We start from the raw sequence: 14,938 nt of genomic DNA, 5'->3' as shown, positions 1-14,938 counted from the left end.
CGGCTGGCGGAACCAGATAGCGGGATTGGCAAACACATTGGGGGTTAGGCACAGCATCAGCCGGGGCGCAAGCGGCGGGTCATCCGACAACGAATCGCTGTTGCAGACCCCCGAATTCGTGGGGCGCATGATGCGCGTCGCGCAGCTGTGGCACTATGTGCTGATCGGCCGGACCGTGGCCTTCTTCGCTTTCGCTTTCGTCCCCGGCCTGTCGGGCTTCCTATCGCATCCGCTGCAATGGGCCACATTGGTGGCTGGACTGCTGTGCGATGTCGCGCTTACCGTGATCGGCCAATGCTCGCGCTTGCGCTGGGCGCACCGGATCGAATGGCTGCCGACGCTTGCCGCCGCCTCGCTTGCGCTGGTCGGCGCAGGAACATTCTTCGTTTCCATCGGCACCTTCGCAGCACTCGCGACGCCTGACGCGCTGTCCCACCTCGATGCCTTTTCGGCAATCCGGCTTGGTACCGTCCTCGTAGCCGCGGCCGCGGCGGCGATTGTGCGTCCGGCCTTCTTTGCCTTTGCCGGCGGCACCGCGATCGGCGGCGCGGTCGGTATCGCGTCCTGGCCGTTCGGGATTGCGGGTATCATCTTCCTGGGAATGCTGGTCGTGATGATGCGCGAGGATGTCCGGCATCAGCGGCGCGCGACGCGCGTGCGACGCCAGTCGGGAAGCGAGCAGCAGCGGGCGCTTGGGCTGATGCGCGACTTCGAGCGTGCCGGACGCGGCTGGTTCTGGGAAACCGACCGCAACGGCGACCTCGTCTATATTTCGCCGACCGTCGCGGCGAAGCTCGATCGGCCGGCCGAAGATCTGCTCGGGCGCCCGTTTGCCGACATGATCCGCAAGCGCGGCGGCGCCGACGAGAGCGAGGAGCGCACGCTGGGCTTCAGCCTGTCGTCGCGGACGCCGTTCAACGACCTGACGGTCCAGGCAGCGGTCGCGGGCGAGGAGCGCTGGTGGTCGATTTCAGGCCATCCGATTTCGAACGCGCTCGGCAATTTCCAGGGCTTTCGCGGCAGCGGCACCGACCTCACCGAAAAGCGCAAGTCCGAACAGCAGATCAATCAGCTCGCGCGGTACGATACGCTGACCGGCCTCGCGAACCGGCTGCACATCACCGATCTGCTCGAGCGCGCGCTCAAGAATCATCTCGGGCAGGCGCAGCCCTGCGCGCTTCTGCTGATGGACCTCGACCGGTTCAAGGCGGTCAACGACACGATGGGGCATCCGGTCGGCGACCAATTGCTGCAACAGGTCGCGGCGCGGCTGACGCAGGTCGTCGGTGACAAAGGGCAGGTGGGACGACTGGGCGGCGACGAGTTCCAGATCGTGCTGCCCCAGATCACCCAGGTCGAAAAGCTCGCGGGGATCGCCAATGCGATCATCCTGAGCCTTGCCAAGCCCTTTCTGATCGAGGGCGAGCGCATCCGCATCGGATCGTCGATCGGCATCGCCATTTCGGAAAGCGACGGGATCGGCTCGTCGGCGCTGGTGCGCAACGCCGATCTTGCGCTCTATGCGGCGAAGGACGCCGGGCGCGGGGTTTATCGCTTCTATGCCGACGCGATGCATAATCAGGCAAGCGAGCGCAAGGCGATCGAAGATGCGCTGCGCGATGCGCTGGCGAAGGACGAACTGAAGCTGCTGTACCAGCCGATCGTCAATGTCTGCAGCGAACGCATCAGCGGCTTCGAGGCGCTGATCCGCTGGCAACAGGGCGGCGATGCGGTCATCAGCCCCTCTAAGTTCATTCCGATCGCCGAAGAATCGAACCTGATTGTCCCGATCGGCGAATGGATCATCCGCACCGCCTGCGCCACGATTGCGCGATTGGGGCAGGAGTATCGCGTTGCCGTCAATGTGTCGCCGCGACAGTTTGCCAATGAAAAACTGCCCGCGACGATCCTCAGCGCGGTCGCGGCCGCGGGTATTCGTCCCGATCAGCTCGAGCTGGAAATTACCGAAGGTGTCTTTCTCGACGAAAGTCCCGAAAATCTGGAGATGTTCCAACGGTTGAAGCGCACCGGGGTACGGCTAGCCCTCGACGATTTCGGCACCGGCTACTCGGCGCTCGGCTATCTGAAGAAGGCGCCGTTCGACAAGATCAAGATCGACCAGAGCTTCGTGCTCGGCGCGGCCGATCCCAGCAGCATGAATGCCGCGATCATTTCGTCGATCGTCGGATTGGCGACGGCGCTCAAGATGGAAACCACCGCCGAGGGGGTTGAAACGCACGACGATCTGGCGCTGATCCGCGGCCTCGGCTGCAGCCATGTCCAAGGCTATATCTACGGCAAGCCGATGACCGTCGAGGAAGTGCTGGCTTTGCTTGCCGACGGCAATGGCAAGGCGGTCGCGCAGGGTTACAAGAGCGCGCGCGAAGCGCGGATGCGGACCTTCCGGACGATCCAGATCGCGAGCGGCGGCTATCGCTATGAAGCGATTGTGCGCAATCTGTCGTCGCGCGGCGCGCTGATCGAAGGTTTGTGGAATGTCCCCGCAGGAACGTCGCTGCTGATCGAATTCGGCGCTGATGTGGTGATGGACGCCGAAGCGCGCTGGTCCGACGGGAACCGCGTCGGCGTCCGTTTTGCACAAATGGTCGACATCGGCGCGCTGGTCGGCGGCGCCGGGGCGAAGGAACGCCGGACAGGCGGGCGGATCGACCGCGCCGCCTGATCTCCTGTCGTCAGTCGGCGATACGCCCGCGCGCCATGACCCAGCGCACATGTTCGAGGGTCGTCACATCGCCGAGCGGATCGCCATCGACCGCGATCATGTCGGCAGACATGCCCGGTGCGATGCGGCCGATCTCGTTTTCCATCGACAGCAACCGGGCGGCGGTGGTCGTCGCGCTCGCCAACGCCTCTCGCGGGGTCAGCCCCGCCTTGACGAGCAGCGCGAACTCGCCAGCGTTGCGGCCATGTTCGAACACACCGGCGTCGGTGCCGAACGCGATCGGCACGCCCAGCGCCTTTGCCCGCGTCACGGCCTGACCCACGCGGCCGAGCGTCATGCGGACCTTTTCCTCGACAGTGGGGGTGTAGATGCCCTTGCCGAGCCGTTCGCGCACGCCCTCGAACGCCATGAGGGTCGGGACGAGATAGGTGCCCTTGGCCTTCATGACCTTGAGCGCCGCATCATCGGCGAAGGTGCCATGTTCGATGCTGTCGATCCCGGCGGCGGCGGCGGCCTCGATCCCCCGCTCGCCATGCGCATGCGCCATGACCTTGAGGCCCAGCGAATGGGCGGTATCGGCGATGCTGACGAGTTCAGCATTCGAGAAATGCGCACCGAGGCCGCGGCCCTGCTGCGACAGGACGCCACCGGTCGCGGTGATCTTGATGACATCGGCGCCGGCGCGCGATGCCTTGCGCACCTTTTCGGCGCATTCCACGGCGCCCGTGCAGGTATAGCCCTGATCGAGTATGGCGTGGACATCTTCGCGGAAGCCCGTGACGTCGCCATGGCCGCCGATGATCGACAAGGGCACACCGGCGGCTATGATCCGCGGTCCTTCGATCAACCCTTCGGCGGTACCGCGGCGCAGCGAGAAGGCGGTATATTGCCCCGACCCCGCCTCACGCACCGTGGTGAAGCCGGCGCGCAGCGTGATCGCGGCATTTTTGACGCCGACGACAACGCCCCATTCGTCGGGATCGACCGCTTCGTTGCGGAAATCACCGCCCGGATCGCCGGTCAGATGAACGTGGAGGTCGATCAGGCCGGGAAGCAGCGTCTTGTCGCCGAGATCGATGAATTCGGCACCTGCCGGAGTGGCGGCGCGGCCCGGCTCGATCGTCATGATCCGGCCGTCGGTGACGGTCACGGTCGACGGGCCAAGCGCGGGCTTGTCGGGATCGGTGATGACGCGCGCGGCATAGATGAGCGTCGTCTTGGCTTCGGCGGCAACGCCGCCCAGCATGGCGGCAACCGCTGCGGCGGCGAGCAGGCTTTTCTTCAGCATGATATCTCCCCTGTCTTTCGCCTACCGTGGCGCGGCCGGAGCGCGAGGGCAAGGGGAGGGTGCATAAAAGAAGGGCCGGACGAACCGGCCCTTCAGTTTGGCTTCTGATAACCGAAAGGAATATTACCAGAAGAAGTCGTAGATCACATCGACCACCTGGCCCGTGTAGGTGTTCACGAGCAGCGCATCGTCATAATAGCGCACCCAGCGATAGGGACCGTAAGCGGGCGGCAGGCGATAATAGCCGGGATCGTTGATCCAGTAGCGCTGGCTGTAGAAGAGCGAACCCAGCGAAAAACCGATGCTGAAGCGCGTGTAATTGCGGCCCCGGTACGGGTTGTAATAGCGCGGCATCCGGTAATAGCTCCGGTTGCGGTCGCGATACCCGCGCCAGTCGTAGCGACGGTCGCTGCGCCAGTCGCGGTTCCAGTTGTTGCCGCGCCGATTGTCGTAACGACGGTCGTTATCATAGCGCCGGTTGTTATCGTACCGGCGGTTGTCGTTCCGGTCATAGCGCCGATTATCGTTGCGGTCGTAACGCCGGTCGTTCCGGTCATTGTCCTGACGATAGAAACGGCGGTCGGGCTGGCCGCTGCGATCTCGGCTGCGGTCGCTCGTGTTGCCGCGCTGGCCTTGCCATTGCTGGCGCTGACTTTCGCCGCGCTGACCCTGCCATTGCTGCTGGCGCTGCGTATCGTTGCGCTGTCCCTGCCACTGCTGCCCCTGCGGCGCGCGCCGGTCGGTGCGGTAATTGCGCTGCTGCGGCTGGGCCTGCGGTTGCGGTGCTGGCTGGGCGGTCCGGTTCTGGCCGCGATTGCCGCCGTTCCAGTCGCCACGGCGGCCATCGGTCCCACGCGAGCCGCGGTGGTCACCGCGATCGCCGCGCTGGTCACCGCGATCGCCGCGCTGGGCAATCTGAATGCGCTCGCCATTCGCCTGAGCGGCGGCGGGCGCGATGGGGGTGAGGATCGTCGCTGCGATCAGCAATCCTCCGAATGTCTTCTTCATTTCGGCACACTCCAGATCCATGTCCCATGCGGCACCCGGCCGATCGGGATGATGAATCGGAAATTACCGCCGATCAGATGAGTGAGCGCTGAACCGGACTGTTGCCTGTCGTTCAGTTTCTCTCCGCCGGGCGCAGCGCCGGGACGGCGCGAGCAGCGTCGTCGGGTCGGATGCCCGGCGGCGGTGCGGCGGCGATGCGCTCCTCACCCCGGATCACCCGGCCGGCGCGGCGGATCGCTTCGCGCATGCGGGGGTAGCTGCCGCAGCGGCAAATGCCCGTCATCGCGGCGTCGATTTCGGCGTCGCTGGGGTTGCTGTTCTTGCGCAGCAACGCGGCGGCCGTCATGATCATCCCAGACTGGCAAAAGCCGCACTGCGGCACCTGTTCGGCGACCCAGCTTTGCTGGACCGGGTGACTGCGGTCGCGTGACAATCCCTCGATCGTGGTGACGAAACGGCCTTCGCATTCGGCAATGGTCACAAGGCAACTGCGGATGGCCTCACCGTCGATATCGACGGTGCAGGCGCCGCAGTCGCCGGTGCCGCAGCCATATTTGGTCCCGGTCAGGTTCGACGCATCGCGCAGCGCCCAGAGCAGGGGCGTTTCGGGATCCATGCGATATTCGACCGGGCGGTCGTTGACCGAGAATTTTGTCATGCCGCCCGTCTTAGCCGAACGCGGTGATTAGTCACGCCAGCTCGTGTCGATCTTGTCGACCTTGCGCACCATCGCGTCGAATTCGGCCTTGCCCGACTGGCCGGGAATTGCGGCCATGTATAGGTCGCGCTGATGAACCTTGATCACGTCTTCGGGGACGGTGATCGGCTTGCCCATGCTCATCGTAGCGAGCTGGATTTCGCAGGCGCGCTGGAGCGCCCAATATTTGATGAAGGCGTCGGTCAGCGTCTTGCCCATCACGACGGGACCGTGATTCTTCAGCATCAGGATGCGCTTGTCGCCCAGATTTTCGACGAGGCGTTCGCCCTCTTCCTCGCGCACCGTCACACCCTCGAAATCATGATAGCCAAGCTGGCCCATGAAATTGCAGGCATAGAAGTTTACAGGCTGGAGCCCACCCTCGAGCGAACAGACCGCCGTTGTCGCGGTCGTGTGGGTGTGGATGATCGCATGGGCGTCGGGCAGCACGCGGTGGAACAGGCTGTGCTGGACGAAGCCCGCCTTGTTGACGTGCCACGGATTATCCACGTCGACCTTGTTGCCGTCGATGTCGATCTTGATCAGGCTCGACGCAGTCACTTCGCTGAAGTGCATGCCATAGGGGTTGATGAGGTAGCTGCCGTCCTCGTCCGGCACCTTCACGGTGATGTGGTTGAAGATCATTTCGTCCCAGCCCATCATCGCGAAAATTCGGTAGCAGGCGGCGAGTTCGAGCCGCGCCGTCCATTCGGCTTCGCTATATTTGCTGTTGCGCTTGAGCTGGGTTGCCATCGGGCGATCCTCTTCCTGTCGGTTTCGTCTTGCTACCTATGCCACAGGCGAGCGGGCGCGCGCAATGGCGGCGGCGGGCATCCGCGCGCGGAAGAGCGACGATTTGCCGCGTGGGGGCTTGCATTTTGGCGCGAATCTCTCTAGTGCCCGCCCCAACGGAACGTCGCGCCTTTGCGACGCTCTTTTTATTGCCCGAATATCGGCGAGCTATGGCAACCCGGATTTCCGCCGGAAGCCTCGGCCGTCTGACGAACAGGAGACGACACGGCGTATGCAGATCATCGTTCGCGACAATAATGTCGACCAGGCCCTCCGCGCGCTCAAGAAGAAGCTGCAGCGGGAAGGCGTGTATCGCGAAATGAAGCTGCGCCGTCACTACGAAAAGCCGAGCGAAAAGCGTGCGCGCGAACGCGCCGCCGCCGTCCGCCGCGCCCGCAAGATGGAGCGCAAGCGGATGGAACGCGACGGTATCAAGTAAGACCGTCTTCGATACGAAATCCTGTTTCGTAGAAGGGCGCCGCGGCAACGCGGTGCCCTTTTTCTTTGCCTGTGGTGCAGAACTTATCCCAGCGCGTCGACTTCTTCGGCCAGCGCCAGCCAGCGATCCTCGGCTGCGGCTTTTTCCGAGCGCAACGCGTCGAGCTTTGCCGTCAGGGCGCTGAAACGCGCATTGTCGCGCGTGAACAGGCTGCCGTCGGACAATTCGGTTTCGATGCCGGCCATCTCCTTCTCAATCTCCTCGATACGGCCCGGAAGCAGGTCATAGTCGCGCTGGTCCTTGTAGGAGAGTTTCCGGCGTGCCTGGGGCGGTGGGGGCGGCGCGGTATCGGCGCCGGCCGCCTTGGCTTTCGCCGACGAGGGCTTGCTGCGCTTGGCTTCCCAGTCGGCATAGCCGCCCGCGACGATATCGACCTTGCCGGATCCGTCGAGGCCGAGGGTGACCGTCACGGTGCGGTCGAGGAAGTCGCGATCGTGGCTGACCAACAGCACGGTTCCCGCATAGTCGGCGATGACCTCCTGCAAGAGGTCGAGCGTTTCGAGGTCCAGATCGTTGGTCGGTTCGTCGAGGACGAGCAGGTTCGATTCGCGCGCGAATTCGCGCGCGAGCAGAAGCCGCGAGCGTTCACCGCCCGAAAGCGCGGCGACGCTGGCCTCGGCAACCGAAGGATCGAAGAGGAAGTCCTTGAGGTATCCCTGGACATGCTTCTTCACGCCGCGCACCTCGACCCAGTCGCCGCCGTCCGCGAGGATGTCGCGCACGGTCTTTTCGGGCGACAGCAGGCTGCGCTGCTGATCGATGACGATGCCATCGAGCGTCGGGGCGAGGGTGACCTTGCCCTCGTCGGGTTCGATTTCGCCAGTGAGCAGCTTCAGCAGCGTCGATTTGCCCGCGCCATTGGCGCCTACGATCCCGATGCGGTCGCCGCGCTGGACGCGAAAGTCGAAGTCCTTGATGATCGTGCGATCGCCGAAGCGCTTGCTGATATGGTCGGCGACGATCACCGACTTCGAGCGGACGTCGTCGTTGGCGAGGCCGAGCTTGGCGACGCCGGGGCCGCCGATCATCGCCGCGCGCGTGGCCCGCATCTCGATCAGCTTTTCGAGCCGGCCCTGGTTGCGGCGGCGGCGCGCGGTCACGCCGCGCTGGAGCCAGTGTGCCTCCAGCTTCAGCTTCGCATCGAGCTTTTCCGCGGCGCGCGTTTCTTCGGCATAGATGGCCTCCATCCACGCATCGAAGCCGCCGAAGCCGATCTCCTTGCGCCGGATGCCGCCGCGGTCGAGCCAAAGGGTCTGGCGCGTCAGGCGCGTCAGAAAGGTGCGGTCGTGGCTGATGGCGACGAAGGCGCCGGAGAAGCGTGACAGCCAGCCTTCGAGCCAGTCGATCGCCGCTAGGTCGAGGTGGTTGGTCGGCTCGTCGAGCAGCAACACGTCGGGGTTCTGCGCCAGCGCGCGCGCGATGGCGGCGCGGCGACGCTCGCCCCCCGAGGCGCTTGCCGCTTCGCGCGCCATGTCGATGCCAAGCTGGTCGGCGATCGCCGCCACCTCATGTTCGGCGGGCGGGTTCGCGCCGCCGATCGCATAGTCCATCAGCGTCGCATAGCCCGTGAAGTCGGGCTCCTGCTCCAGCAGCACGACGTGGGTGCCGGGGACAATCGTCCGCTTGCCCTTGTCGGGCTCGATACGTCCGGCGAGCAACTTGAGCAGCGTCGTCTTGCCCGCACCATTGCGGCCGATCAGTGCAAGCCGATCGCGCGCGCCGACGTAGATGTCGAGATCCTGAAACAGCCAGCCGGTGCCCTGCACCAGGGCCAGGCCTTCGTAAGAGAGAATGGGAGCTGCCATGATGAACGGCTCGCTACATAGGCGTTCAGCGTCATGCAAGCGCCGAGCGCCCAAAGGCGGGAACGGGCCCACTCCGTCCTGCGTATGGGGTGGGTATCCACGATCGGCCGGGGGTCCGGCCTACAGGAGTTTGATATGACCAAGCATATGTTCACCGCCATGGCGACCGGCATCGCGCTGCTGGCTGCGACGCCGGCCATTGCACAGCAGGGAGGTTCGACGGTGACGACAGCGACGACGGAAGGACCGATCCTGAGCTTCAGCGTGAGCGAGGAGGTCCGTTCGCGGCCCGATGAGGCGACGGTGGGCGCCGGCGTGACGACGACCGCGCCGACCGCAGTCGAAGCAATGCGGCTGAACGCCGCCGCGATGGACAAGCTGATCGCCGCTGCCAAGGCACGCGGGATCAAGGCCGAGGATATTCAGACAAGCGGCATCAGCTTGTCGCCGCAATATGACTATAATAATCGTAGCGACGGTCAGCCGCCGCGCTTCCTGGGCTATCAGGTCAGCAACAGCGTGCGCGCGACGACGCCGAAGATCGACGATATCGGGCCGCTGCTCGATGCGCTCGTCGCGGCGGGTGGGACCAATATCGATGGCCCCTGGTTCGCGATGAAAGATCCCGATGCGCAGCTTGTCGGCGTTCGCGGCGCGGCGATCAAGGCTGCCGAAGCGAAGGCGGCGGACTATGCCAAGCTGGCCGGCTATCGCGCCGCCGAGCTGGTTTCGATCAGCGAAGGCGGTGCTGTCGGCGGGCCGGTCCCCATGCCGCGCGTGCAGATGATGGCCGCAGAGGCCAAATCGACGCCGGTCGAGCCGGGTCAGGTCGGCAACACGTTGACTTTGAGTTTCCAGTATCGGCTGGTACGCTAAAGGTCTGGGCCGTGTCTCGGCAGACGCCGAGGCACGGTCGGCCGGATCAGCCTAGCTCGCCCTCGGCCCATGGCCAGGCGCGTTCGCGGAACCATTTGGTGATGATATATTTGCGGCCCTTGCGCACCTTCATTCCGTGATGGAGCGTCTCGGGGTTCGGCTTTCCGTCCGCGCGGACATTGTTCCACGCGACGAGTTTGCCCGTTTCAGGCTGGTGCATCTTGCCCGTGGAGAGAAAGCGCGTCGCGCCGCCCGCCTGGGGCTGGTTGAGATAGACCATCAACGTCCAGGTTCGCTGTCCGGGAATCGCGCAATAGGTCTCCCAGTCGGCGCCGTGCGGGTCGAAATAGTCGGTATGCGCCTTGAACTCCTGCCCCACATCATAGCGCTGCCCCTGTAGCGGCTCGCCATGATCCAGCGGTATTCCGGTGATATCGTGCAGCCGCGCGTTGACCGCCCGCACCAGCGGATCGCGGTGATCGAGGTCGCAGGTCGTGCTGGTCCGGAAAGCTTCGTCACCATTGGGATCGGCGATCGTCGAAGGGCGCACGTCGCGGTCGATCTGCGCCATCAGCCCGGCGCATGTTGCGGGATCGAGAAAACCCACCAGCATGAATTGCTGCAGCTTGGGCGTCGGTGCGCGCCGGATGCCGGGAAGCAGCGCCAGCCGCTCGGCGGTACGGTCGGCGCCCGACAGCGCCATATCGACATGCTCGTTTCCGGACATGGCCTCTTTTAGGCGGCGTTGGTCATGCGAACAATGCTTGACGAAAGAGGTGGTCACGCCTATCGCCGCGCGCTGTCGCAGGCGGTCTCGCCCGGCATATGGCGATCGTAGCTCAGTTGGTTAGAGCACCGGTTTGTGGTACCGGGGGTCGCGGGTTCAAGTCCCGTCGATCGCCCCATTTTCAAAGCTTTTCGTTGATCAGAACCGTGGCGATCCCTTTGGGGGTGACTCGCGCCGGCTATTTCATTATTACGCCCCTACGTAATTTTTTAACGCGAGGGTGACGCCATGTCCGCAGTCTGGGATTTCGCCGATTTCGACGATCATGAACATGTTCACATGTTCCGCGATCGCGACAGCGGACTGACGGCGGTCATCGCCGTGCATTCGACCCACCTCGGCCCCGGTGCGGGCGGGGTGCGCTTCTGGCATTATCCGCAGCGGTCGGCCGCGATCGTCGATGCGCTACGCCTCTCGCGCGGCATGAGCTATAAGAATGCGATGGCGGGGCTGCCGATGGGCGGCGGCAAGGGCGTAATCCTGGCCGACGAAGCCGGCACCAAGACCCCCGAACTGCTTGCCGCCTTCGGTCGGGCGGTCGAATCGCTGGGCGGCGCCTATGTGACCGCGGAAGATGTCGGCATCACCGACGCCGACATGGTCCAGATCGCGAAGCAGACCAAACATGTCAGCGGCCTTCCGGTCGCGAGCGGCGAGGCCGGGGGCGACCCCGGTCCCTATACCGCGCTTGGCGTTTATCTGGGTATCAAGGCGGCGATCCGCGAAGGGCTGGGTACCGACAGCGCCGCGGGCGTGCGGATCGCGATCCAGGGCGTCGGCAGCGTCGGCGGCGGCGTTGCGCGGCGGCTTGCGGCCGAAGGCGCGAAGCTGACCCTTGCCGACGTCAATCTGGCGCGCGCAAAAGCACTGGCAGAGGAATTGGGTGCCGATCTCGCCGACTCGGCGGCTATCATGGAAATCGAAGCCGATGTGCTCAGCCCCAATGCGCTGGGGGCGATCCTGACCGAACGCAGCATCGAAAAGTTGCGCGTGCCGATCGTCGCGGGCGGCGCGAACAACCAGCTTGCGACTGCCGCCGACGGGCAGCGCATCCACGATCGCGGCATCGTCTACGCGCCCGATTATGTGATCAACGCCGGCGGCATCATCAACGTGGCGCTCGAATATCTGGGGCAGGGCAGTCAGGAGGAGGTCGAAAGCCGCATCCACCTGATTCCGGGTCGCCTCGCCGAGATCTGGGCCGAGAGCAAGGCAAGCGGCACGCCGGCATCGACGGTAGCGGATCATATGGCGCAAAAGCTGATCGGGCGGCGCTGACCAGCGGCCGGTTGCAACATGGGATGGCGTGCGCGCGAAAACGCGCTAAGCCGCTCCCATGAAGCGGCATTTCTATCTGGTTTCGGGATGGGCCTCATTGGGGCTCGGCGCGCTCGGTGCGTTCCTGCCGCTGTTGCCGACCGTGCCCTTCGTGATCCTAGCCGCCTTCTGCTTCGCGCGCTCGTCGCCGCGCCTCGAGGCCTGGCTGCTCACGCATCCGACCTTTGGAAACCACATTGTTGCTTGGCGCGAGAAGGGGGCGATCAGTCGCCGCGGCAAGTTTGCTGCAAGTGCCGCCTTTGTTTTCAGCATTGCGCTGGCGCTGCTCTTTGCGCCCTGGCCGTGGATGATGGCGCCGATCATCGCGGCCGTCGTAACGGGAAGCTGGATATGGACAAGGCCGGAGGCATAGCCCCCGGCCTTGTCCCTTTCAGCAATGTCGTCCGAGCTTAGAAGTCGACCGACACACGCCCATAGACGAAGCGACCGCTGAAGCCGAACGGCGACTGCGACGAATAGGGCAGGAAGCTGTTGTTCAGGCCATAGTTATAGCCATCGACAACCCCGAACGGCAGGCGGTCCGGATATTCGTCGAGCAGATTATTGGCACCGACGGCGATCTGCACCGGCTGGATCGGGCGGAAGCGGAACTCCAGATCGACAACCCATTTCGGGGTCAGGGTGATATCGCCAGGAGCGGCACCCTTCGGGATGGTGATGTCGAGGCTGGGGCCGGGCAGAAAGACCTTGCCATAGCGATTGGCACGGAGCGTCATGCCGGCGGGACCCGCCTCCCAATCGACCCCGACGTTCAGCTTGTTCGAGGGCTGGCCGTCGGTCAGGCGGAAGCTTTCGGGGCGAGCGAACAGCCGCTGCGCCGTAAAGCCGCTGAACGTACGGCGATCGGTGATCTTGGTATCGTTGAGATTATAGCCGGCAGTGAGCGTAACCTTGCCGATCCCGAAATCGGGCAGGCGATAGCTTCCGACGATATCGACACCCTGCGTGCGGGTGTCGATCCCGTTGATGAAGAAGCGTGCCGATGTGCCCTGCACATTGGCTGCCTGAAGGATCGCGACGACGTCTGCGCCCTGCAGGTTTTCGGTGAGCGTGATGCGATCGTTGATCTTGATGCGGTAATAATCGACTGTCAGGCTGAGTCCGCGAACCATGTTGAAGGCGAAGCCGCCGCCGAAGTTGACCGATTTTTCCGGCTTCAGCGGCTGCGCCCCGAGTGCGACCGCAATCGGCGATGCAACCGGGAAGGTGCCGATCTCAATCAGCGTCCCGTTCACATTGTTCGTCGAGGTGGTCGAGAAGAACTGCTGGGCCATCCCCGGTGCGCGGAAACCGGTCGAAACCGACCCGCGGAAAGCGAGACCGTCGATGGGCTCGAACCGCGCCGCAAGCTTCCCGTTCACCGTGTCGCCGAAGTCCGAGAAATGTTCGTAGCGGCCGGCGGCCTGGACGTTGAACATATCGCTGATATCGGCATCGAGTTCGAGATAGCCGGCAAAGCTGTCGCGCGACTTGTCGATCGCGGTGGTCGGCGAAAAGCCGGGGAACACCTGCGAACCCGGCGCCGCGCCGTTGGAGAAGGTGTAAGGACCGGCGATATAGCTTTCGAGCTGTCCCGGAACGATGCGGTAATTCTCGTTCCGCCATTCCGCTCCGAGCGCCAGCGTGGTGCTGCCGATACCGAGGTTCAGGTCACGGCTTGCGTCGAGGTTGACCGAGGTTTGCCCCGAGCGGAGACCGCCTGCGTCGAACTTGCGCGGGCTGTGCAGGCTGCCGAGCGAGGTGTTCACGCTGTTCTCGACGCCATAGTCGAGCCGGTTCGATCCATAGTTGACCGACAGGTCGAGGTTCCAGCCTGCGGTTTCGCCGCGCAGCCCGCCGGCGATGGCGATATCCTGAATGGTGCTGGTAATCAGCGGCAGGAAGCCGTCGGGATAGATTGGCTGGCCGCCATTGTCCCAGTCGGCGTTGCGCGAGTCGAGCGAGCGGCGATAGAAGCCCGCGCCATTGGCGTCACGGATGCCGTAACTACCGAAGCTGTAGAGCTCAAAGCTTTCGCCAACATCCATCCCGGCGTTGAAGAAGAAGTTCATGTCCTTCGATTCGCCATCGCCGAAGCGGTGTTCGTAGCGGTTGAAGGTCACCTCGCGCGGATCCCCCGCAGCGGCATAGTTGCGCCGCAAATCGGGGCCCGAGCGGTTGGTTGGCGAACGGTCCTTATATTCGGCCGTGAAGTTGAAATAGCCCGCATCGCCGATCGGCAGGCCTATATTGGTCCCGATGGTCCAGGTGTCGCCGTCGCGGCGCTTGCGATCCTCGCCCGTGTAGGTGATTGCCGGATCGTCGGACGCTCCCGTCGTCGGTGCGACGCTGGCGACCTGCGCGACATCCTCCATCGTCGTGATATATTTGCCGAAGCTGATCTGCGCACGGCCCCCGACGCTTTTCTTGAGCTGGATGTTGATAACGCCAGCAATCGCGTCCGAGCCATATTGCGAGGACGCGCCGTCGCGCAGCACCTCGATACGCTCGATTGCCAGCGGCGGAATCGTGTTCATGTCGACGCCCGCCGAGCCGCGTCCGATCGAGCCATTCAGGTTGAGCAGCGACGAAAGATGGCGGCGCTTGCCGTTCACGAGCACGAGCACCTGGTCGGGCGCGAGGCCGCGCAGCGTGGCCGGACGCAGCGAGTCCGTGCCGTCGGTCAGCGACGGCTGAGGGAAATTGAACGAAGGAACGAGCTGGTTGAGTAGCCGGTTCGTTTCGGTCGTCCCGCTATTCTGCAGCGATTCACTCGAGATCACGTCGATCGGCACGGTGCTGTCGGCGATCGTCCGGTCGGTCCGGCGGGTGCCGGTTACGATGATCGTTTCGTTCGCATCCGCGTCGTTGGCGCCTTCCTGTGCGAAAGCCGGCGCAGTCCAACCGCTTGCGACAAGAGCGGTGGCGAGCGCGAGGCTCGATAATTGGGTCGTGTTTTTCATGGTCATCTTTCCCTGTTGATTGCCCCTAGAAACGACCTGCACAGGTTTGATGAGAAATGCCGACGCTTCCACCCCTCACGCGGCCGAGCGGGGCGCTATTATTTCGTTTTGGTGACATATGTGGCAATTGAGCCACACAATTGCCGCATACTAAGTAATTTTATGTCTTCCCATCATTGCTATCGATATCATTCGTGCGCGACGCCGATGGCGTCAATTGTCT

At 64.0% G+C, this 14,938-nt stretch carries 12 protein-coding genes and 1 tRNA gene; 6 read left to right on the top strand and 7 right to left on the bottom strand.

The annotated features are described in order from the left end of the window. Positions 1-100 precede the first annotated feature (100 nt). Positions 101-2,683 (top strand): EAL domain-containing protein, encoded by a 2,583-nt coding sequence (locus P1IM2_RS09450; RefSeq protein WP_260833967.1) that lies wholly within the window; start codon positions 101-103, stop codon positions 2,681-2,683. A 10-nt stretch (positions 2,684-2,693) separates the two neighbouring features. On the opposite strand, the gene P1IM2_RS09445 is transcribed toward P1IM2_RS09450, so the two are convergent. The 4 genes from P1IM2_RS09445 to P1IM2_RS09430 form a co-directional block, all read right to left on the bottom strand. Beyond that, positions 2,694-3,971: an amidohydrolase family protein gene (locus tag P1IM2_RS09445; protein ID WP_186402284.1), complete on the bottom strand. Its 1,278-nt coding sequence runs from the start codon at positions 3,969-3,971 to the stop codon at positions 2,694-2,696. Positions 3,972-4,094: 123 nt separating this feature from the next. Next, positions 4,095-4,979 (bottom strand): RcnB family protein, encoded by an 885-nt coding sequence (locus tag P1IM2_RS09440; protein WP_186402283.1) that lies wholly within the window; start codon positions 4,977-4,979, stop codon positions 4,095-4,097. 112 nt (positions 4,980-5,091) lie between these two features. Beyond that, positions 5,092-5,637 (bottom strand): (2Fe-2S)-binding protein, encoded by a 546-nt coding sequence (locus P1IM2_RS09435; protein ID WP_186402282.1) that lies wholly within the window; start codon positions 5,635-5,637, stop codon positions 5,092-5,094. 27 nt (positions 5,638-5,664) lie between these two features. Further along, on the bottom strand, positions 5,665-6,429 hold the full coding sequence (locus P1IM2_RS09430; RefSeq protein ID WP_062902728.1) for a class II aldolase/adducin family protein: 765 nt from the start codon (positions 6,427-6,429) through the stop codon (positions 5,665-5,667). Between the two features lie 271 nt (positions 6,430-6,700). On the opposite strand from P1IM2_RS09430, the gene rpsU reads away from it, so the two are divergent. Further along, on the top strand, positions 6,701-6,907 hold the full coding sequence (rpsU, locus tag P1IM2_RS09425) for a 30S ribosomal protein S21 (protein WP_003047635.1): 207 nt from the start codon (positions 6,701-6,703) through the stop codon (positions 6,905-6,907). An 83-nt stretch (positions 6,908-6,990) separates the two neighbouring features. Here the strand turns inward: rpsU and P1IM2_RS09420 are convergent, their stop codons facing one another. Further along, positions 6,991-8,772 (bottom strand): ABC-F family ATP-binding cassette domain-containing protein, encoded by a 1,782-nt coding sequence (locus P1IM2_RS09420; protein ID WP_186402281.1) that lies wholly within the window; start codon positions 8,770-8,772, stop codon positions 6,991-6,993. Between the two features lie 135 nt (positions 8,773-8,907). Between P1IM2_RS09420 and P1IM2_RS09415 the strand changes: the two genes are divergently transcribed. Beyond that, positions 8,908-9,648: an SIMPL domain-containing protein gene (locus P1IM2_RS09415; RefSeq protein ID WP_062902726.1), complete on the top strand. Its 741-nt coding sequence runs from the start codon at positions 8,908-8,910 to the stop codon at positions 9,646-9,648. A gap of 46 nt (positions 9,649-9,694) precedes the next feature. On the opposite strand, the gene P1IM2_RS09410 is transcribed toward P1IM2_RS09415, so the two are convergent. Beyond that, the gene (locus P1IM2_RS09410; RefSeq protein WP_186402280.1) at positions 9,695-10,375 is read right to left on the bottom strand and encodes a 2OG-Fe(II) oxygenase; all 681 of its coding nucleotides are present in this window, start codon (positions 10,373-10,375) and stop codon (positions 9,695-9,697) included. 101 nt (positions 10,376-10,476) lie between these two features. Between P1IM2_RS09410 and P1IM2_RS09405 the strand changes: the two genes are divergently transcribed. From P1IM2_RS09405 to P1IM2_RS09395, 3 genes are all read left to right on the top strand, one after another. Then, positions 10,477-10,553: transfer RNA gene (locus tag P1IM2_RS09405), tRNA-His, on the top strand. Positions 10,554-10,663: 110 nt separating this feature from the next. Next, a complete protein-coding gene (locus tag P1IM2_RS09400; RefSeq protein WP_062770180.1) occupies positions 10,664-11,713 on the top strand; it encodes a Glu/Leu/Phe/Val family dehydrogenase in 1,050 nt (349 codons plus the stop codon). 58 nt (positions 11,714-11,771) lie between these two features. After that, positions 11,772-12,125 carry a YbaN family protein gene (locus P1IM2_RS09395; RefSeq protein WP_186402279.1) on the top strand — a complete coding sequence of 118 codons (354 nt, stop codon included), beginning with the start codon at positions 11,772-11,774 and terminating at the stop codon, positions 12,123-12,125. 37 nt (positions 12,126-12,162) lie between these two features. On the opposite strand, the gene P1IM2_RS09390 is transcribed toward P1IM2_RS09395, so the two are convergent. Beyond that, on the bottom strand, positions 12,163-14,715 hold the full coding sequence (locus P1IM2_RS09390; RefSeq protein ID WP_186402278.1) for a TonB-dependent siderophore receptor: 2,553 nt from the start codon (positions 14,713-14,715) through the stop codon (positions 12,163-12,165). Between the last annotated feature and the right edge of the window lie 223 nt (positions 14,716-14,938).

The sequence above is a fragment of the Sphingopyxis sp. P1IMeth2 genome, from assembly GCF_900185685.1.
GTDB lineage: Bacteria > Pseudomonadota > Alphaproteobacteria > Sphingomonadales > Sphingomonadaceae > Sphingopyxis > Sphingopyxis terrae_A.
This window is presented reverse-complemented; position numbering and strand designations above follow the sequence as displayed.